This is a genomic window from Roseburia sp. 1XD42-34 (assembly GCF_009917385.1).
In the GTDB taxonomy this organism is placed as follows: Bacteria; Bacillota; Bacilli; order Bacillales; family Amphibacillaceae; genus Virgibacillus.
The window spans coordinates 152,626-171,642 of sequence record NZ_QWLJ01000006.1 but is presented as its reverse complement, the minus strand read 5'-3'; the positions used below and the strand labels follow the sequence as shown (position 1 = coordinate 171,642).

Below are 19,017 nucleotides of genomic sequence, written 5' to 3'. Positions count from 1 at the left end.
CTTATCTCCTCCTTCCTCTAGGTCTTTGTCTAGTTGATCTCGATTGGTTTTGTGCTTCATCTTTTAGATCAGTTACTTCATAACCATCAAGCCCGTACCATGCGGCACTAAATGTATGAGGATCAATCGCGAATTCATCCGGGATGATATTTCCGTTTTTATCCTTGGCATAAACAAGGTTTTCCAACTCGTGTATGGTATTCTCGCAAGCATCAGAACAAATGATTTTCTTAAACCGCTTCATCTTCTTAGTGTTTGCAAGGCGTGAACCTTGGTACTTGGTAGCTCCATACATATTGAATCCTTGTTGCCTGTAATATTGAATTGCTTTTGCTTCAGCAGAATCAGCAATTATCCGCTCTCCGCTTTCCTTGAATTCCTTCAACTCTTGGGCAGTTTTATCGTCCGTCATTCCCTTTTTATAATACTCCCAATATACATACAGGTATTGTTTTTCCATATCCACAACCATTCTTAGGATGGCGTTATAGGAATCAACAAACCCAAAGTCCATACCGACTCGAAATAATGGTTTCTTAATAAGGTTAATTGCCTTCATAACTTTCCTGTGTTCCATCGTTTCAAACTGAGGAAGTACTCGGACACCATTAATACCAAATCGACCTTTTCTTGCAATACGATAAAGGTCTGGATCGTATTCTTTCATCTCTTCCAACTGTTCAATATAGCTATTTGGAAGGAACAAGTTGTCATCAGCTACGGAATGATGATAATAAGTATCTCCAATAACCATAGTTCGTTTTTGGTACAGTTCTCTATCATCCAGTACAAAGCGTTTACTCAATTTGTCTTGGAAGAAGTGCAAATAAACCCAGTTATCTTCTCCTACTGGGTTAGTCGATAAAATCATATGAAGTTTTAGTTTCGGGTGACGTAATCGACCTAGTAACTCTTTAAATCCTGCATACTTGATCTCTGAGCATTCCTCTAACCAAATAAGCGAAATGTTATTAATAGACTTTAATTTTGCAGGTTTATCCATCCCTTTAAAGATGATTTTACTGCCATTCGGAAAGCGTATTTGCATAGGGGAACTGACACAACGTATTTTATCAGCCAAACCCATATCCTCAATAATTTCTTCAAAGAGAGAAAATGTAGAATCTCTATGGGTATCATATACTTCACGTACCACAAGCGCTGTTCTTTTTTCCTGCAATAGCTTTAATATAATCTTTAAAGCGATATGGTAACTTTTACTCGAACCATAACCACCCACAAGAACTTGAAACTTCTGTTTCCAATCAAAGAGAAAGTTTTCGAAGTGAGGATTCACTTCTTTCTCTATTCGAATTGCTGGCGCAGCACTCATGAGTTGTCACCTTTTCTTGTGATAACAATTTCAATTGGACCATCACCTTGTGAGTCAGACAGCTTCTCTACTTCTGCCTCGGCTTTTTTAATATCCATTTTCAACTTTTCTTCTTTTAGGCGCCTCTGATTATTTTCGGATAAGAGGTCAAAGTATTTCGTTAGCATATCTAGTGCTTTCATCTTATCTGCTAACTTAACAGATATGCCTTCTCGACCTTGCTTTACTTCTGTAAGTATCGTTCCATCTACTTTTTCCGAGTCAACAAGGTCAACATAAGAAACGTAGTCCATCATAGGTTCACCATTTTCATTAGTTAAAAGCTCACCAGTATCAGAGTCTTTTTGGGCAATCTCCCTCCTGCCAAATGTCACGTAATCCGTTATATCTGCAAAAGCTATGTCGATGTACTTCTGTAGCACGTCTCGAACATTGAGCTTTAGCTCATTAGTTTGTTCCGCCTTCAATTGGTCTATATGTGCTGAAATCTTAGTATTTCTTAGTAGCCCATGACCATTTACCATTGCTGTTGAATAAGCACATTCATACGCCTTCTGATAAGCTTTAGTAGCATTGAAGTATTTAATGTAATAAATACAAAAAAGCCTTTGTTTATCAGTGAGTTCTTCACCTTCAACAATAGACTCATATCGTTCTTTCTTTTTGGTTTCATTCAATTGTTTTTGGGTTGCAACCTTTTCTATTTTGGTTGCATCCTTTTGCGTCGGATCTCTACTCCACTTTTCTCGGCTCTTTCTGCTTTTCAAAGTACCTAGCTTTACGTCATGTTTAGCAGCAAGGTCTTTCAATGTAATCTTTGTTGTTTCCCATTCATTCTTTATTTCATCCCAGTTAGGCATCGTTACATCACCGCCACCTCCGAATTTCAGATATAAAAAAAGCACCTCACCTATGAGTGCTTTTTAGATTCATTAATTTGTTTAATTTGTATTAATAAGCTTCTAAAGTAAACAGCAGTTGCACGTATTCGTCTCTCTTTCTTCATTTTAACAAGTAATGATATGGAAAGGATTGTAGCTAAAACAAATACTATTACTTTGTTGAATATTTTTCCATAAATTCCAAACATTAGCACTACTATAGCGAGTAAGGAAGGAAAAGATTTTGATATATCATAATCAGTTTCAATTTGATCCATTCGAGCTATTCCAAGAATTAATATATCACCTTTTAACTTTTTTAAAGTATTAAAATGGTTCATAATATCGCTAGCTGATTGATTTTTTCCGAAGTGCTTATTAACAAATTCTTTTATTTCTTTATTACTACTTTTCAATATAGCATTATTGATTTCTTTAACTTTCATCATTACACCCCAACAATAATATCGGTTGGAGATACGATCTTCTAAAGGAATAAATATTCAACGAGTTTCGCCTGCCCGTCCTGCCATCCATTTTATCATGCAGAATTTTTATCCAACAAATCATGCAAGAAGTGGCACTTTTGGCATATTTGGCACAGCATATCATCTTTCATATCACGTATTTTATTACGATTAACCCCAAGATGATCAGCGATAGAACGATAACTCATACCCTCCATCATGCAATCTAAAATGATTTGATACTGCACATCTTCCAAGTAGTCAACAATTTTCTCGATAGCTTCAACAATATCGTCAAACTCTTTATATCTTTTATAAAGACGTTCTTCTCGAGCATCCATTGCATCTATTTCAGCTGAGCTTTTTATTGATGTATTAGGTTTAGGTAGTGTAGCTTCAATGCCATATTGTGAAACCATACCAAACGAAGGCATTGAGATTGAACCGCCAAATAGTATATTAAAAATCCTATCTAACTCTCTTTTTCTCCAGTGATATTGATAAATCAGATTTTCCACTTGTTTTTTATTCATATTAGAGCCCCCGCTCGTCATATTTAAAATAAAAAAAGACACCAAACAACGCTTATTGCGTTACTTGATGTCCTCCAGATGGCTGGTAGAACTATCTACTATTAAAGTTCTTCACTTCTGCAAAATTAAAGTCTTGAATTTTGTGCATATACTTTTCAAAAAAGTTGGCTTCAAGGCCTAACAACTCTGACACCTTTGTTATATTTAGATTAAAGGCGTCTGTTAATTCACTTAGTTGAATTGAACCATTATCAAGAACATGTTTAATTAAACTTCTTATTTTTCCTTGACTATGAAATTTCAGTTCATCATCCAGTGGTTCTTGTTTCACAAAATTATATCTTCTTAAGAGTGCATTAAAATGTCTGTATTGCTGATAAGACATTTTATTAAGAGAGTAGACTCTTCTTCCCATTGCTGCTATAGAAACATTCCATTTCTTTTTTAAATCTATATAAGATTTTGGATTAGATATTTTATCTATATGCTTTAAATCATTTAAAAAATCTTCTTTTGGTAATAGAAAACAAGAGGCAAAAGTATGAGCTTCTTTTTCTTTTATATTATAGCTTTTTTTATCTAAAATTAAGAAGTCTTCGTTATAGTGCAATAATAAATGCCCTAGTTCATGCGCTAAATCAAAATTTCTTCTCACAGCTGTTTTCCTGTTTCCATTTAAAACAATATATGGTCTATTATATGTTGTCCATGTACTGTAACCATCTATTTCTACGGACATATTCTTTTCTAGTACGAATGCTCCGCTTTTTTCAACAAGGAACAATAAATTATTGTTATTATTAGGTTCCAGACCAATACTTTCTCTAGCTTTTTTTGCAATTAACTCAATGGTAGTACCTTTATCACACTCAAAATCATTCTTAGCTTTTACATTCAATGCTTTTTCTCTTAAAGATAACAATTGATTAGGCGGAAGTTTAACCGACCTTTCTAATAGAACTAGTATCGCCTCGATTTGTTCCAGGAATAGCTTTTCTGCTAATACTTTCTGTGCTGTGTTTTTATTTAATGATCTATAAGCTATATTTCTTTCTTCGATAACGTTATAAAAAATATTCTCTTTATAAAAGTATTTAGTTTTCACATCGAAAAGCCTTGATAGCTTTAGAATCACTTCTAATTTTGGAGAGGTATATGAATTTTCATATTGCCATACAGCTTGTTCTGTGATGTTTAATTCTTTTGCCAAATCTGCTCTTGACATTTCATGCATATGACGAATGTTGCTTAGCTGCTTTCCTATAAACATCTTTTTTGCCCCCTTATTCTTTACCCTTCTCCTCTCGTAAATCTTCTATCCCATAATCATAAAGTGATTGATTTGGTAGTAGAGGTTCTTTTTCTCCTTTAACAGTTTGTAATTCGTCATTCTCAATTTTTATTGGAGATGAATCAATATATTTAGACCAACTAGCTGATCTGTAAACTACCATTTCATGAGGGTTAGGTAATAACAAATCGATACTAGCGATCATTTTGCTTTCATCAATTGTGTATGACACTATAAAAAAACGATCAAATTTGCTAGTGCTCTCAGTTATCTCTTTCTCTAAATTTTCATCATCAATCGGGAAATCATCAAATGACATTTGTTCACTAACAATATCCTCGCCTTTAGCAGGTGTGAAATCTGCGTTTCTGTTAATCTGAGCTAACTTGGATAAATAATTATTTTCCATATTGTTTTTACGATTGGAAGGGAGTTTCGATCCGCTTTTCATACCATTCTTAATAATAAACAGGATCTTCTCATCATTATATGTAAACTGCAAATATCCCCATGCATATCCTGCTTTTGATATGTTAGTTTTTACTCCAAACTCTTTAATATTTCTTGCAATTGAATCGTCTATATGATTTCCTTTTACCCAAGCATAGGCAGAGCTAATTTTAAGTTCTTCTTTTTTTTCCCTGCGAACAGCCAAATATTCTTTATAACCTAATAGTATTCCATCTACAATTCCTTGAGCTAACTCTTCATCAAATTGAAAATATCTCATACATCTTCCCCCTATTATTATAATAATGACTCTCGATAATTATACATAACAAGAGGTTTTTTTTAAAGTTTTTCTGCAAATACTTATATTTTTTTAAAGTTAAGTCTTAAAATTCTTCCCCCTCATCAAATTTAACCCTCTTAACCTTACCTTGATGTGTGACGATTTTCGTTTCTCCGTGGACTGGTAACTCAGTGAGTTTAGCCTTCCCTTCACATACAACAACTACGAAGTTCTCTTTTTGTTTAAGTAGATCTATTTCCAAAGTCATAGTTTCAGGATTTATTTGAATATCTTTTAATCTCACAAGGATTCCTCCTATGTTATAATAAGTATGTGCTGGACAGGAGGAATCCTGTCTTTTTTATTTTTAAGTCTCTCTAGCTTTTAATTCTTCTTGAATGGCTTCGATTATCGATTCTTGCTTCTTAATATAAACAGGATCCGGATCTCCACCTAAAGAATTAGAACCAATTCTATTAGTTGCATCTTGGTAGAGAATTAACAGATCTTCCTCAGGTAATTTTTTAATACTACCCTTTATTAAATCCATTATTCAGCCACTTCTTTCATTAGGTGCTGGTTTAAATTCCAATTTTCATCATGCAGCAATGCGTTTTCTTCCTGCAGCATTTCTATTTTCTTTTCTTGTTCCTCGACGGTCCTACTTAACTGCTGATATTTAACAACTGAAACAATCAGTAATGCTATTAGACATACAAAAGCAAAACTTCCTGCAATATACCTTCCTTTTGTCAAAGGCTTCACTCCTATTTATTATCTAGTGTTTTCACATCTACTGAAGGCAGCCCTATTCGCTCTCTATTTGTATTTATTCTCTCTTTACCCTTTTGACAATATTCACTTTCTATTTCGAATCCAATCCAGTTGCGATTCGCATTATCTGCTGCAATTGCAGTTGTGCAAGAACCCATGCAATTGTCCAGCACAATTTCATCTTCATTTGTGTAAGTTTTAATCAAGTACTCAAATAAATCTTCCGGCTTTTGAGTAGGATGGAATGTCCTTTTATCACGTGGAAAGGACACAACTGATTTAGGGTAATTCTTATATCTAACCACATGAAATTTATTTAAAGTATCGTTTCTATCCCCTAAAGCTTGCATGGTTGGTTTTCTTTCCCCTCTCGATATGATAATATATTTAAGGGGAACGTTTGTTCTCATTAGTATGGAAGAGGCTTTTTTAAGCCTCTTTTCGTGTTGTTATAACCTGACGTGCCATTTCTCCATAACCTCATCAATAGTTAATTGTTTCTTTTCAAATTCTTTATCCGAGAGAGCTTTTAAATGTTTTTTATAACAAACAGGACCATATCCTCTATCAATGCTTTTGCTATCTTTCAAACGTCTACCGCATGTAACACACATATGCATAGCGATCACTCCTATTTTTTATTAGATTGAGACCTCACGCCGTTTCTGCAGCTATTAATTTATCGACAACACTCAGGTAATCCAACGGCACACCGTTTTCTGAATTGACCAGTTGCGCATATACTTCCAAATCACGAATTGGAATGGACTTTCTGCCGCCTTGATTGGCTTCTTCTGTATACTTTCGAAGCATATTACTCGGAACAAGGAAAACCTCTCCTAACGCCCTCATATCCACGATAAGGAATGATATGGCTCCGAGTTTTTCAGCGTCCGCCAGATATTTAACTTGGTGATCCGATATGATGGACAACGGCAACCGTTTCTCTTTAGTAGACTTGGCTTCAAAAACAATGGATTTACCCTTGTATACACCGTCATAATCGACCGTGCTCTTTTCTTCGTAGAAGCCTTTAAGTACCCTTGTACCTTTTGATTTCAGCACTTTTACTGGCGTAGGTCGTTTATTGATGATGGCTCGTCCTTGATTAAGATATATCTGATTCGTGTAATTTAGTGTGTTTTCAAACGCCATACCTCGTTTTCCTGTGTAAACCACGTTTATTCTCCTTCCTTTGCTTGTCTTGCTTCGAACTGCGGAACTACTCAACGAAACAGCCACAGCCTCCTATATCGAACATATCAATTTGATCTGTTTTTTTGCACTCAACCTCTTCCCTAAGCTGTCTTAGTGTCAAATTGATCTTTTCACCATTCCTGGTACGTCTCAGAATCGATACATCTTTATCTAGAAACTCTCTCATTTCTTGCTCTTTGATTTCGTGATGTTTATATAAATCTGACAATTCTTTGAGCAGGTGAGCAAAATGTCCTTGTCCTGCCCTTACACAAAAACCTCCGCAATTATTATGAGCGAATCCCTTTTTATAAAGCCTTGGTTGCTCAATCCCCAACTCCTCTAATTCGGATATTAGATCACTTTTTGTTCTGAACGGCTCCTCACACATTGGAAACTCAACTCTATAAGATGCGTAATTCCTCAAAGGTGCTTTAGTTCGATGTGATTCAGACCAATCAATCCCCAAATAAAGGATGCAATCTTCTGGTTTAAAATGAGTCTTTATCCAGTCGTTAGCAGGCTTTTGTTTTAAAAGGTGTGAACATTGCGCAATCCTTGAGTTTCCAAGATAACGAACATCTTTGAATACCTCCCAAGGAGTGCGCCCATCTTCTAACCAAATTAAATCTACATCCATCTCCCTCACAGTTTCGTCTATAAATCTATATAAATCGTGGTCTTCAATTAGGGTATCTGTAAAAAGAAGAACTACATTTTCTTTACCTTGTCTGGCAATCACTCTTTTTGCAGTTGCCCAACTACCAATTCCACCACTGTAAAAGACAATATGTTTCACTTGACTGCCCCCTTGCAGCTTATTCAACCAATTTAATTGCTATAGATCTTTGGCTATTCCTGTGTTCTAGCAATAGTTTTCTCGCTTCGAACCAAGAACAATTATGAGTAGCCTGTACTGCCATAACCCATTCTCTCCAACGCATCTGTTGTTTCTTGAATTCCTTCGACTTTACGCTTTTAGAGGATTCTAACGGAGAAATGACATCTTCGGGAATAACTACTGCTTTATTTTCTTTTTGATCAAATAAGCTTAATTGCTCCATTTCTCCACCTACCCACTAGAATATTGTTTAAGCAATTGCTCGAGTTCCTTTTGCTCGTTTGCATCACCGATATTACTCGACTGGCTATCTTTCTGAGCTTTCTGCTGTTGCTTTTGTTGTCTAAACCATTCAGGCACTGGAGCTCCTGGTGCTTGCGTTTGTGGCTTAGAATATCTTTGATGCTTAGCCATCTTTTGGCTTTGGAATTCTATATCTTCCGCCTTTGCTTGCTTAACCGTTTTTATGTTTTTATTCATCCAAGATCTAAGAATTCGTTCTGCATATCCCCAGTTTCTTTTGTTTTGCTTTAATGCTCTTTTCATTGCTTCGATTACTAAATCTTTTCCGACATCATCAACCCAATAACAAATCGATTCTTGCACATAAGAACCAGCTCCCCCAAAGTTCTCTTGATAAAAATTGGCCACTTCTTCCACAGCAGTAGTAGAAGTAGTAGTATATAATTCTTTAATTCTTAAATTCTTTAATTCTTGATCTTGTTCGGACTTCGTTCGGACATCGTTCGGAGTTAGTTCGGCATTAGTTCGGACTTTCTCGTTTAATGTGTTCTTACTTTCTTTTCCTGTGTCCTCTAACTCCTGATATTTCGCATAGTTTACAATGGTGAACAGTGTTCCTAGTTCCGTTTCCTTAACGTTCACCCTTTCAGCCTTAATGAGTTTATTAACACAAGCTTTAACTGTGCTAAGTGAGTATTTTTTATACCCTCTTCCTTCTTTGTAAGCTAGTGCATCTCTTAGCTTTCTGTAGGAACTTACATACTGACCTTCGTTTAAAATCATGCCTTTATATTTAAAGCCGTCTCTATGACTTGCTTTGCCAATCAAAAATATAAAAAGCCGAAATGTGGTGACGTCGTGCCATATATCAGAGTCAAATACTTCCCTGTATAGCTTTATCCATCCATCTCTCATCGTGTCACCTCCTAAGCTATATAGACTACTTTTCCAGTTAACTCTTGAATTTCTTGCTTAAATCGACTTTCATGACTATTGCTATCTGACAAATGAAGTAGGTGAATTTCTTTCACATTCGATAGATCATTAGATTTCAAAAATTCTTTAACATTTTCTAGACTAAAGTGTGACTTTATTAACCTTCTTTTCATCACCTCTGGAATAAGCCCAGATGCAATGTTTTGTTCCAAAATATCCATGCTATAGTTACACTCAATTAATAGGTGTGTTAAGCCGTTGAATCTATAGCGAATGTAATAGGTGTCTGTAGCAAATAGAAGCTTGTCACCGTCCTTATTTTGAAGCAAGAACCCCATTGGTTCTGATACATCATGCTCTACATCAAATGGCAGTATGGACCACGTACCTATATCAAATTTCTTTTTGGACACCACCGTTGTTATACGGTGATTTTTAATACCGATCGCTTCCTTTGTACCCTCTGACATGTAGATATTTAATCCTCGATTGGCCACTTCTTTTACAGCCTTACAATGATCTTTGTGCTCGTGAGTTACTAATACCCCTGCAATATCTGTTGTGTTGAAATCAAGCGCTATTTGAATGTTTCTGTAACTAATACCGCACTCTAGGAGTAAGGGAGTGCTACCGTCAGATATCCAGTAACAATTCCCCTTACTTCCAGATGCGAGAGTTTTAATCTCTATCATATCGATCACCAAGAAGGCATATCATTAATTGTTTGTTGTTGCGACTCTTGTTGCACTTGTGATTGGGTTTCCGCCTGTTTACTATGTTCTGTTTTTTCTTTTGGAGCATCGATAATTTCTTGTTCCGACTCCTCTTTTTGAACATCAGCAAAATCAATTTCTTCAGAGTTTGCATGTTGCTCTATCTGCTGTTGTGCATCTTCAACTGGAGTAACGTCTTTCCGTTCATTTTCATACTCGTTTTCCGTGGATCTATTAATCGCATCAACTAATAAATCACTATCATCACTGGTATTAATAAAAGCTTTCGCAGCTCGGTTAATAACAGTTCGCTTTGCCATTTCTTGAGGGAATTTATTATGCACTGCTTGTCCTTTTGATTTCGACTGACCCCAAGCTGCATGGATTTCTTTCTTCGTCATAACGGTTAGTATTTCCTCGTCATCACTGGTCTTAACGACTGCATAAGCACCTAAGATATCGTTATCCCTGTTTTGGAATTTTGTTTCATGTTTTAATAGCTTTTCACGACCACCATCAATTTCATAGTCAAAAACATCACCATCAAAAATGACATTTGCCCATATATCCTTCACATTCATAAGTCGCTTCAGTACAGCCTGTGTGCCAAAATAAGAACGATTAAGTTGTAGTTGATTACCATAAACGATAAAGTAACATTGCGTTTTGGCAGGACTCAAACCTTGAACAACCATATCTAACAAAGAGTTGGCTACCGATTCCCTCGTACACACTTCCAATGCTGGTTTTCCGTTTTTATCCTTGATTTCTCGTAGTTTAAAAAACGCACTTTTTAAAGCATTACTAGCGTTATAATTTACTGGGAGTTGTAATCCATCATCTTGCAACCTTGTTAAGCTTTTATTTACATCATCTGTAATGTCTTTTTGGATAATTGCTACCTGATTTTTGTTCGTCATGCATTATTCCTCCTTAATTAATCACAATAACTTCTATTACAATGTGGACATCCAGTAACTAATTCACTTCCAGCCTTTTCCACGGTTATACCAGTTATTAATCTTGCTTCTTTTTTAGTAGAAACAGGTACTTTTCTTCCATTTTCAATTTTCCAATAGTGCTGTTCGTATATATTAAGTCCACAATTCCAACAACGGCCGGAAGCCGGAGGAAAGTCAGGACTTCCCGTTCTTTCCAGATATTCTTTTTGTGCTCTTATACTTTCAGATATATCGTATTTAGACATTTAAGCCACCTCTGATTCTTCTTTTGGTTTTGTTTCAACACGTAATTCCTTGTCCTTCTCAGACGCATACATAGCAATCATTTGTGCTACTGGTTCCACTAAGAATTTTGTAACTTGTTCAGCGTTATCAAAGAATATAGGTGCCTGAATACCGAAATGTTTGGACAACACATTGATAATGTCTATACCTACAGAAACCTTCGCTCCGTCATTTAAACCTTCAGAGAATGGAACCCCTTTATAAGTCGGTTCACATCGATCATCTAGACCACCATTGACTTGCTTCTCGAACATTTTGAACCTAGTAATCTCGAAATATTTACTTACTTTTTCATCAATTAATTGAACCTTTTTGTTTGTAAATTCATTAATTAAATAATCCTCATGCTCCATTGATTCGTACTGTTCTGCCAAGTCTTTTTGTTCATTTTCTAAAGCGTTTATTCTCTCCTGAATCTGTTTCGATTGGGATATTTTAGATAGATCAACTTGGAGCTTACCTTGTTCTTCTTTTATACTTTTAATTTCTTCTCGAACTCCGTTAACAGATTCATATACCGACTGTTGCAATTGTTCAATCTGTTGTTCTATCAATTCTTTTTGTTTCACTAATGTTTTATATTCCTGGGTTTCTTCAATCGGGGTTACAGTAGACTCCGCTTTTTTGATTTTTTCTTCCAACTTCTCAATATCTTCCTTTTTCTTACTTCCCTGTTCCGTTATCTTGTCAATGTCAGCTTGTACAACATCGTTTTCTTTCTTTATCTCCTCAACTTTTTTGGCAAGTTCAGGACCTTTTTTATTCAAATCCTCAATACGTCCTTGAATTTTTTCCAAAAGATTTGATTTGTTACGGTTAAAGTTGGCCACTGCCTCTTCAATTTTTTCTTCTGGAAGATCCTGTTCGCAAGTAGGACAAACACAATTACTTTCATGGTCAAAAGTGAGTTCATTCTGCAACCTGTACTGTTCCTGACTTTCTTTATATTGCTCCCGTAGTTCAACCAGTTGGCGTTCGATGTCTTTTATACGTTCATCGTTCGCAGATTTTTGTTGCATCTTCCCTTTGACGTCACCTTGTAAAATAGAAAGATTGGACTTTTCTTCTTGGAGTCTTGCCTGCAACTTAAACACTTCTTGCTTTTCATTCTGAGCATGTTCGTTTCGGATATTGTTTATTTCATAGTCAATATTGCTGATTTGTTTTTTCAAATCGTTGATTTCAGCACCATTTTTAAGTGCGGAAATACGATCATTTTTCAGATCTATTTCACTGGATAATTTATCAATCTGTTTATGAATCTTTTGTTCATCCAACCCATTTAAATCAGGTATGTTAAGGTGATTTTCATTAATTAACTCTGGAATAACTTTTAAGCGATCATTTATTTCTTTTTTCCTACTGGCGATAACTAACTTATGATCTTCAATGCTGTTTCCATTCAATGCGTTCTTCAATTTTTCAAACATAGTTTCACTATCTAAGATTTCCTCATCTGATATATCACCTGTAATTTCCAACAGCAGCTCACGACGCTCCTTCCAGTGCAGACCATCTACAAAGAAATTAGGGACTGTCAATAATTTGAATACATTTTCTACCTTCATTTTCTTGTAACGTTTTAAGAATGAATCTACTTGATCTGTGCCAATAATCTCTTTTATTAGATCGTCATACTCTTTTTTGCTAATAGGAACGTCTCTACTAAAATACTTGGTTGTGTGGCCTGTGAATTCTTTGGTGGCAGAACCTTTTTTCTGTGTCCATTTTTCTTTGAATACTTTTTTCAACTTATACTCTTTTCCATCAACATCAAGCACTGCTTCAACTTCATGATTCAAGTTATGGACTACTTCACCATTACTAATAGTTTTGATGCCAAAATCCTGATTATCTTTGCTCCCTTTGTTGAAAAGTAACCATGTAAATGCATCAAATATTGTTGTCTTTCCGCCCTCATTCTGAGCATAAATATTAAGGTCTTGCCCGTTAGTTGGTAATTGAAATTCCTTAATTCCTTTGAAATTGACTAATTTTAAATGTAACAACTTAATTACTTTCACTTTTTAACCCTCCATTGAGGCCGATTATATAAATGTGGTATAATCGGCTTATAATTGATTTGTTATTCAACTGACACGTTGGCAGACGTGTCTTTTTCTTTAGGTGAACTTAATTCTCTGACACGTTCAATAATAATTTCGTGTACTTTTTTAAACGCCATCCATTTTCCTTCAGCTATTCCAGATTCATAGGTACGATTATCTGGATAATGAACAAGATCTGCTTCCGCAAGAACCTCCTTGCTCAGTTTCAACAACTCTGTAGCAACAGCTTTATCTATTTCATTCATGATTTCCCTCCTAACTAGTAATCACAATTGATACATAAAGAAACACCATCATGACTATAAAAGCGACCCATATCTTAATTACATGTGCTTTATCGCTCATTTGTATTGCCTCTGTATCGCTTCGACGTTAATTTTTCGGCTAGCCAAATCTTGTACAGTTGCATAAAACTTATCTTGGTTGTATTTATGACTGCTCATTTCATTGAGCACTCCAACTGACTTTAAGAAATCCTTGGCTAGCATTTCTGCATCATCGTATTTTGCGTTACACATTGCATTTACAGTTCTTTCTGCAAGATCAATTGCACACATGTATTCCTTACTTGCATGACTAATATCTTTTGGCAGAAAGTGTTCTTCTAAGTTCATGTGATCCCTCCTATAACTTTTCAAATACAAGAAACAAACATAGTAAAATTCCGAATAGAGCAATATAATTATCGTTTGCTTTCATATGAGACCTCCGAATCTTAATACAGTGCCAGTTATTAATTGGGATAATTGCTGTACTGCACTTACTGCATCCGTGTTATAAATAAAAGCTATTAATAAATCATGAGCCTGTGTTTGTTTACACCAATTAATTAAATCTGCAGCTTTTAACTCAAGTTTGTTGCTTTCTAGCCTAGACACATTACTGCGAGACATGTGAAGTCTTTCAGCCATATCTTCTTGACTAAAACCAGCACCTTTCCGCATCTTTTTTAAAACAGCTCCAAATTGCAATTATTTCACCCCCCTTTTTGTGCAAGTAATGCACATGTGCGTGGGTTGCACAGTAATATGATTTTGTGTGTTTTATAATGAAATTACCGACCCCCACTCGGTGTTTAAATAATTCGATAAGGATACCTCAAACCTACCTCCGATTGATTAGCACTCTCGTTTACCCAGTCAAAGAATAATTTAGTTACCACCCGTGGATGACCAAATTCTCTTGTGACTGGGAAGTCCTCTCTATTGAACAACTCATTGCATTTAGTAGAACCTATATCAACAAGCTCCATGAATTGTTTTCTAGTAAGTAACGGAGGTAATTGTTTTTGCTCTAGTTCTTTGATTAAAACTGGCACCAATTGCTTTTTAATCTCGCTGACAAATGATTGAATCTCTTCTTCCGAAAAGGTTGTAACTGGCATTAGATCACCTCCTGCATTGTTTGTTGATTATTAGAATTTTTAATTTCTAACAGAAGCGTTGTGCTTGGTTGCCAAAGTTCTATAAATCGTATTCCTTGGTCAAATTGCTTCTTAGGTAAGTCCCCGTAGCGTGGAATAGTAAAATGATCTTTAAAGTCACGCCAGAAGTTCGAAAATACTTTTCTGTTTAGCTCCTTATATGCTGGCGATTCTTTACCGCCTAAGACTTTCATTATTTTTCTGTTAGCATTTTTTCGGATTCGAAATTCTTCCGAGCCGTCAATACGCATTGTTTCTTCAAGATTAGTAAGTCGTTTGTCGTGTTTCTCAATAGCTTCATTAGCTTCAAGTGTTAGTTTTACTGAAGCCATTAACTGTTCTTTATCCGTTAGAACTCTCGGTTGTTGCAACTTTTCTTTCATAGCTTTGAACTCGCTTAAAAACTTAACTTTCATTTTCATAGCTTCCGGTGTTATATAAGACATTGCTATAATTGCGAAAGCATCTTCAGTTAAATCAAATTTTGTGTACCACTGTTTATTTTGCAAGTGCTGATATTGGGTCTCGCCAAAGTTGGCGGTACTCCATTTTTGCTCACCAGCTTCATGCAACTTAGTGATTTGCACTTTGACATCCCTAACAACTTTGTCGTGAGGTTTAGCAAAAACTTCTGCTACCGTTAAAGTGTCAGTCACTACTTTGTCGTTTTGAATAAAAACTAATTGTTTCATTTGATTACCTCCTAAACGATTTGTTTTTGTAAATCTTGTATAACATTATCAACAAAAAAAATTTCTCGTGGGTCTTTATTTAGAGCCTGCGCTATAGAAAGCATAAGAAAGCCAGAAGGTTCTTGCCCGTGAAGTTCTATATTAGTTATTGTCTGTCGAGACGCTTGAGTTCTTCTTGCTAGTTCAGATAAAGACATTCCAACTTCTACCCGCACCTCTCTTAATCTGTTATTCATGTTTAACACCTCCCGCTTGTAATGTAACGCAAGTATAACAATAATGTCAACAATGATTTACAAAAACACTATTTCTTTTTTTGATTACATATTGTAAAGTAGGTATTACAGGAGTGAATAAAATGTCTGATATTGGGAAGTTGCTAAAAGAATTAAGAGGTAATGAATCTTTAAGAGAAGCCAGTAAGCGAATTGGTATTAGTCATACGTATTTAGATACAATTGAAAAGGGGTTCGACAAACGATCTGGAAAACATGTTAATCCTTCTCCAGATACTTTGCGTTTAATTTCAAAAGCGTACAAATATCCTTATATAAAATTGCTCCGCTTAGCTGGTTACATCGATGAAGCTAACGAAGAAGAGGAATTCGAATCTTTTATAAATGATCCTGAACTTGAACGTTGGTACAGAGAGCTTCCCAAGAACAATGAAGAGGACATTCGCCGATTAAAGAAGATATGGGAAACTTTAAAAGAGTTTGATGATAGGTAATCTCTATGTACTACATAGCTTACAAATATAAATAAAGGGGAGTCTTAAATGGCTGAAAAAGTAAAAAAGCCTTTTTACAAGAAATGGTGGGTATGGTTAATAGCAATTATTATCATAGGTTTTATAGCAATACCTGTGGAAGATGATTCAGCATCTGACGAGCCGAAAAAAGTTGAGGGCGAAACAGAAGAAAAATCTGATGAAAAAGAAGAGAAGAGTAAAGAAGAAGAAGTGGAAAACAAAAAATTTGGCGTCGGAGAAAAAGTAGAATTAGACGGACAGATTGTGGAAGTTACAAAAGTAGAAAAATCAGATGGCAACGACTTTGATAAACCGAGCGAAGGTAACGAATATGTTATTGTGCACGTTTCCATTGAAAATAAAGGTGATGAAAACATCACATACAATCCTTTTAACTTCAAAATGAAAAACAGTGATGGTCAAATTGTAGATCAAGGAATGATAACAGTTGACTCCGATACTTCTTTAGAATCTGGTGAGCTAGCACCAGATGGAAATGTCACTGGAACTATTCCTTTTGAACAACCAAAAGGGGATAAAAGTTTGCAATTAATTTTTGAACCTAGCTTCTGGGAAACTGACCAAATAATATTTAACTTGCAATAGTTATTATTTAGGGCGCGTAATCAATTACGCGCCTTCCCTTAAACCTAAAAACAGAACGTACATTCGAAAAGAGGGTATTCATGTATTACTATTCAAGAACAGAGGATTTCATCAAAGATATGCTTTTAAGCATTAATATCAAGCATCCACACCAATTAAGTATTACAAATATCTCTAAAGCATTAAGAATTCCAGTCCGGTATTGGGAATTTAAAAGTGAGTCCATTAGACATAGTGATAGACAAATCATTTTTTTAAACTTTTATCAAACAACAGAAGAACAGTGGCGAGACTTTGCTCATGAGTTAACTCACGCTCTATGGCATGCTGGTAGACAAGAGTTTTTGCCACCACTGTTTACCGAACTACAAGAGTGGCAAGCAGAACATTTTTGTTACCACTGTTGTATTCCAACATTTATGTTGGACAAGCTATACAACTATAAAATATATGACATTATGCAACTATTTAATGTAGATTATGATTTTGCTTACACAAGATTAGAAATGTACAAAAATAAAATGCTAACAGGAGGTTATTTTAATGAAGCTACAAAAGATTACCTTAAAATCGGGGCAAACTAGATGGGAATGTGTGGCTGACGGACCACCAAATCCAGTTACCGGAAAGAGAAATCAAATTAAAAGACGAGGGAAAACACAAAAAGAAGCCAAAAAGAAAGTATTAAATGAGATAGATAAACAATCAAACACTGGCGTGGATCATAAAGTTACAAAAAAAGTTACATTTGACGAACTGGCAATGAAGTGGCTGGACATGTACAAGCTTACAGGAAAAAAAGACAACACCATTGAAACTAGATTAATACAACTCGACATATTAAATAAACGAATAGCAAAAATCCCAATTGATAAAATCACACACCTTTATTATCAAAATATCATTAATGATATGTCAAAAGAATACGAAAGAAACTCCTTACTTGCCATTCACAGTTGCGCAAGCTTGATTTTTAAATTTGGAGTTAAGTATAAACTTATGATAGAAAATCCTGCTAAAGATATTGTAATACCAAAAAAAGTAAAAACAGTAGAGGAACTACAAAAAGACAGTACAGAGAAAAAATATTGGGAACGAGAAGAATTAGAAGCTTTTTTGGAAGCCACATTGAAATATGGACTTAGATTAGATAAAGAGAGTTTTTTTACATTAGCTTTTTCTGGAATGCGAGTCAGTGAATTGTGCGCCTTGCAGAAAAACGATTTGGATTTTGAAAACAATACAATAAGCATAACCAAAACACTGACTGGTCAAAGCGAAAATATGAGATCCTACAAGATAGGGACACCTAAAAACGGAACTGCCCGTAAAATTGATATGGAAGAGCCAATTATGGACATGCTACGAGAGCTTGTAAGGAAAAATGATGAACATAAAATGCAATATCGTACATTAATAGAGGACTTTCACGACAAAGATTTTGTCTTTTGTAGGAAAAACGGTTACCCTTATTCTCGTGGCTATGTAAACAGCCGAATAAAGCGTATTTTGAAATTAGCTAAAATAGAACGACATGCAACATCACATATTTTTAGACACACGCATGTAAGTATGTTGACAGAAGCGGAAGTAGACTTACCAACGATTATGCACCGAGTCGGACACACTGACCCTAAAACAACATTGGAAATATATACACATGTCACTAAAAAAATGAAAGAAAATGCTTCTTATAAAATTAAAGGTAAGTTTGATAAATTGCTCCAAAAAATAGCTTTTTAAAAAAACGTGACTTTTTCGTGACATTTCTTATTAAAACCTTTTTTCCGGAGCTTATAAAAGCTTATAAATCAATAATCTTTATGATTATTCAACCATATCATGTCAATATGCCAAATTCCATCTTCTAAATAAGCAGGTGACATTTGCTTGAAACCAAATGATTGGTAAAACGCTGATAAATGCTGCTGAGCTTGAATTTTGATATTACTTTTAAGCTGGTTAGCTGTATAATGGATAGCTTGTTTCATTAATTGCTTTCCATATCCTTTTCCACGATAATTATTTGTTACCAACACTCGCCCAATAGACACTTCTTGATATTTACTATTAGCAGGAAGAATCCGAGCATAAGCTACCATTTTTTGATTATCATGCAACCAAATATGTGTAGCTTGCAAATCGAATTCATCTATTTCTGGATAAGCACATTGCTGTTCAACAACAAACACATCTACTCTTGCTTTGAATAGTGCGTATATTTCCATTTGATGCAGTTCATGGAACGATTTATGTAGCCATTCCATATAAAAGCCCCCGTTTCTTT

At 35.2% G+C, this 19,017-nt stretch carries 30 protein-coding genes; 4 read left to right on the top strand and 26 right to left on the bottom strand.

Features of this window, described 5'->3' with window-relative positions:
• Position 1: 1 nt before the first annotated feature.
• The 25 genes from D1839_RS05305 to D1839_RS05185 form a co-directional block, all read right to left on the bottom strand.
• Complete coding sequence (locus tag D1839_RS05305; RefSeq protein ID WP_207710023.1) at positions 2-1,333, bottom strand: PBSX family phage terminase large subunit; 1,332 nt, start codon at positions 1,331-1,333, stop codon at positions 2-4.
• Positions 1,330-2,193 carry a terminase small subunit gene (locus D1839_RS05300; RefSeq protein ID WP_120378997.1) on the bottom strand — a complete coding sequence of 288 codons (864 nt, stop codon included), beginning with the start codon at positions 2,191-2,193 and terminating at the stop codon, positions 1,330-1,332. Before D1839_RS05300 ends, D1839_RS05305 begins: the two co-directional genes overlap by 4 nt.
• Before the next feature lie 50 nt (positions 2,194-2,243).
• On the bottom strand, positions 2,244-2,660 hold the full coding sequence (locus tag D1839_RS05295; protein ID WP_120378996.1) for a hypothetical protein: 417 nt from the start codon (positions 2,658-2,660) through the stop codon (positions 2,244-2,246).
• Between the two features lie 95 nt (positions 2,661-2,755).
• Positions 2,756-3,214 carry a sigma-70 family RNA polymerase sigma factor gene (locus D1839_RS05290; protein WP_120378995.1) on the bottom strand — a complete coding sequence of 153 codons (459 nt, stop codon included), beginning with the start codon at positions 3,212-3,214 and terminating at the stop codon, positions 2,756-2,758.
• A 91-nt stretch (positions 3,215-3,305) separates the two neighbouring features.
• Positions 3,306-4,484 (bottom strand): spr1629 family repressor/antitoxin, encoded by a 1,179-nt coding sequence (locus D1839_RS05285; RefSeq protein ID WP_120378994.1) that lies wholly within the window; start codon positions 4,482-4,484, stop codon positions 3,306-3,308.
• A gap of 13 nt (positions 4,485-4,497) precedes the next feature.
• Positions 4,498-5,235 (bottom strand): spr1630 family ClpXP-sensitive toxin, encoded by a 738-nt coding sequence (locus D1839_RS05280; protein WP_120378993.1) that lies wholly within the window; start codon positions 5,233-5,235, stop codon positions 4,498-4,500.
• A 106-nt stretch (positions 5,236-5,341) separates the two neighbouring features.
• Positions 5,342-5,542, bottom strand: coding sequence for an XtrA/YqaO family protein (locus D1839_RS05275; protein ID WP_120378992.1), 201 nt, complete (start codon positions 5,540-5,542; stop codon positions 5,342-5,344).
• A 63-nt stretch (positions 5,543-5,605) separates the two neighbouring features.
• On the bottom strand, positions 5,606-5,788 hold the full coding sequence (locus tag D1839_RS05270; RefSeq protein ID WP_120378991.1) for a hypothetical protein: 183 nt from the start codon (positions 5,786-5,788) through the stop codon (positions 5,606-5,608).
• Complete coding sequence (locus D1839_RS05265) at positions 5,788-5,994, bottom strand: hypothetical protein (protein WP_120378990.1); 207 nt, start codon at positions 5,992-5,994, stop codon at positions 5,788-5,790. The genes D1839_RS05270 and D1839_RS05265 overlap by 1 nt, the downstream gene beginning before the upstream one ends.
• Before the next feature lie 11 nt (positions 5,995-6,005).
• Positions 6,006-6,362 carry a site-specific DNA-methyltransferase gene (locus tag D1839_RS05260; protein WP_286168640.1) on the bottom strand — a complete coding sequence of 119 codons (357 nt, stop codon included), beginning with the start codon at positions 6,360-6,362 and terminating at the stop codon, positions 6,006-6,008.
• A gap of 99 nt (positions 6,363-6,461) precedes the next feature.
• Positions 6,462-6,632, bottom strand: coding sequence for a DUF6011 domain-containing protein (locus D1839_RS05255; protein WP_166554439.1), 171 nt, complete (start codon positions 6,630-6,632; stop codon positions 6,462-6,464).
• Between the two features lie 34 nt (positions 6,633-6,666).
• Entirely contained in the window at positions 6,667-7,191 is a 525-nt protein-coding gene (locus tag D1839_RS05250; RefSeq protein WP_199689975.1) for a Holliday junction resolvase RecU, read from the bottom strand.
• Positions 7,192-7,234: 43 nt separating this feature from the next.
• Positions 7,235-8,008, bottom strand: a complete 774-nt coding sequence (locus D1839_RS05245) for a phosphoadenosine phosphosulfate reductase domain-containing protein (protein WP_120378988.1) — start codon at positions 8,006-8,008, stop codon at positions 7,235-7,237.
• 19 nt (positions 8,009-8,027) lie between these two features.
• A complete protein-coding gene (locus D1839_RS05240) occupies positions 8,028-8,273 on the bottom strand; it encodes a hypothetical protein (RefSeq protein ID WP_120378987.1) in 246 nt (81 codons plus the stop codon).
• Positions 8,274-8,281: 8 nt separating this feature from the next.
• The gene (locus D1839_RS05235) at positions 8,282-9,208 is read right to left on the bottom strand and encodes a DnaD domain-containing protein (protein WP_120378986.1); all 927 of its coding nucleotides are present in this window, start codon (positions 9,206-9,208) and stop codon (positions 8,282-8,284) included.
• Between the two features lie 11 nt (positions 9,209-9,219).
• Positions 9,220-9,921, bottom strand: a complete 702-nt coding sequence (locus tag D1839_RS05230) for an MBL fold metallo-hydrolase (RefSeq protein ID WP_120378985.1) — start codon at positions 9,919-9,921, stop codon at positions 9,220-9,222.
• Between the two features lie 5 nt (positions 9,922-9,926).
• Positions 9,927-10,862, bottom strand: coding sequence for a recombinase RecT (locus tag D1839_RS05225; protein WP_120378984.1), 936 nt, complete (start codon positions 10,860-10,862; stop codon positions 9,927-9,929).
• A gap of 17 nt (positions 10,863-10,879) precedes the next feature.
• Complete coding sequence (locus tag D1839_RS05220) at positions 10,880-11,149, bottom strand: hypothetical protein (protein WP_120378983.1); 270 nt, start codon at positions 11,147-11,149, stop codon at positions 10,880-10,882.
• The gene (locus tag D1839_RS05215) at positions 11,150-13,213 is read right to left on the bottom strand and encodes an AAA family ATPase (protein WP_120378982.1); all 2,064 of its coding nucleotides are present in this window, start codon (positions 13,211-13,213) and stop codon (positions 11,150-11,152) included. It lies immediately after the preceding gene.
• Between the two features lie 62 nt (positions 13,214-13,275).
• Positions 13,276-13,503, bottom strand: a complete 228-nt coding sequence (locus tag D1839_RS05210) for a hypothetical protein (protein ID WP_120378981.1) — start codon at positions 13,501-13,503, stop codon at positions 13,276-13,278.
• 96 nt (positions 13,504-13,599) lie between these two features.
• A complete protein-coding gene (locus tag D1839_RS05205) occupies positions 13,600-13,872 on the bottom strand; it encodes a hypothetical protein (protein WP_120378980.1) in 273 nt (90 codons plus the stop codon).
• 81 nt (positions 13,873-13,953) lie between these two features.
• Positions 13,954-14,229, bottom strand: a complete 276-nt coding sequence (locus D1839_RS05200) for a helix-turn-helix domain-containing protein (RefSeq protein ID WP_073010641.1) — start codon at positions 14,227-14,229, stop codon at positions 13,954-13,956.
• A gap of 104 nt (positions 14,230-14,333) precedes the next feature.
• The gene (locus D1839_RS05195; RefSeq protein ID WP_120378979.1) at positions 14,334-14,642 is read right to left on the bottom strand and encodes a DNA-binding protein; all 309 of its coding nucleotides are present in this window, start codon (positions 14,640-14,642) and stop codon (positions 14,334-14,336) included.
• Positions 14,642-15,373: an ORF6C domain-containing protein gene (locus D1839_RS05190; RefSeq protein WP_120378978.1), complete on the bottom strand. Its 732-nt coding sequence runs from the start codon at positions 15,371-15,373 to the stop codon at positions 14,642-14,644. Before D1839_RS05190 ends, D1839_RS05195 begins: the two co-directional genes overlap by 1 nt.
• Before the next feature lie 11 nt (positions 15,374-15,384).
• A complete protein-coding gene (locus tag D1839_RS05185; protein ID WP_120378977.1) occupies positions 15,385-15,609 on the bottom strand; it encodes a helix-turn-helix transcriptional regulator in 225 nt (74 codons plus the stop codon).
• 122 nt (positions 15,610-15,731) lie between these two features.
• Between D1839_RS05185 and D1839_RS05180 the strand changes: the two genes are divergently transcribed.
• From D1839_RS05180 to D1839_RS05165, 4 genes are all read left to right on the top strand, one after another.
• The gene (locus D1839_RS05180) at positions 15,732-16,103 is read left to right on the top strand and encodes a helix-turn-helix domain-containing protein (protein WP_120378976.1); all 372 of its coding nucleotides are present in this window, start codon (positions 15,732-15,734) and stop codon (positions 16,101-16,103) included.
• Positions 16,104-16,151: 48 nt separating this feature from the next.
• Positions 16,152-16,730 carry a DUF4352 domain-containing protein gene (locus tag D1839_RS05175; RefSeq protein ID WP_120378975.1) on the top strand — a complete coding sequence of 193 codons (579 nt, stop codon included), beginning with the start codon at positions 16,152-16,154 and terminating at the stop codon, positions 16,728-16,730.
• A gap of 80 nt (positions 16,731-16,810) precedes the next feature.
• Positions 16,811-17,314 carry an ImmA/IrrE family metallo-endopeptidase gene (locus D1839_RS05170; protein ID WP_120378974.1) on the top strand — a complete coding sequence of 168 codons (504 nt, stop codon included), beginning with the start codon at positions 16,811-16,813 and terminating at the stop codon, positions 17,312-17,314.
• On the top strand, positions 17,274-18,473 hold the full coding sequence (locus D1839_RS05165) for a tyrosine-type recombinase/integrase (protein ID WP_120378973.1): 1,200 nt from the start codon (positions 17,274-17,276) through the stop codon (positions 18,471-18,473). The genes D1839_RS05170 and D1839_RS05165 overlap by 41 nt, the downstream gene beginning before the upstream one ends.
• Before the next feature lie 68 nt (positions 18,474-18,541).
• Here the strand turns inward: D1839_RS05165 and D1839_RS05160 are convergent, their stop codons facing one another.
• Positions 18,542-18,997 (bottom strand): GNAT family N-acetyltransferase, encoded by a 456-nt coding sequence (locus tag D1839_RS05160; RefSeq protein WP_120378972.1) that lies wholly within the window; start codon positions 18,995-18,997, stop codon positions 18,542-18,544.
• Positions 18,998-19,017: the final 20 nt, after the last annotated feature.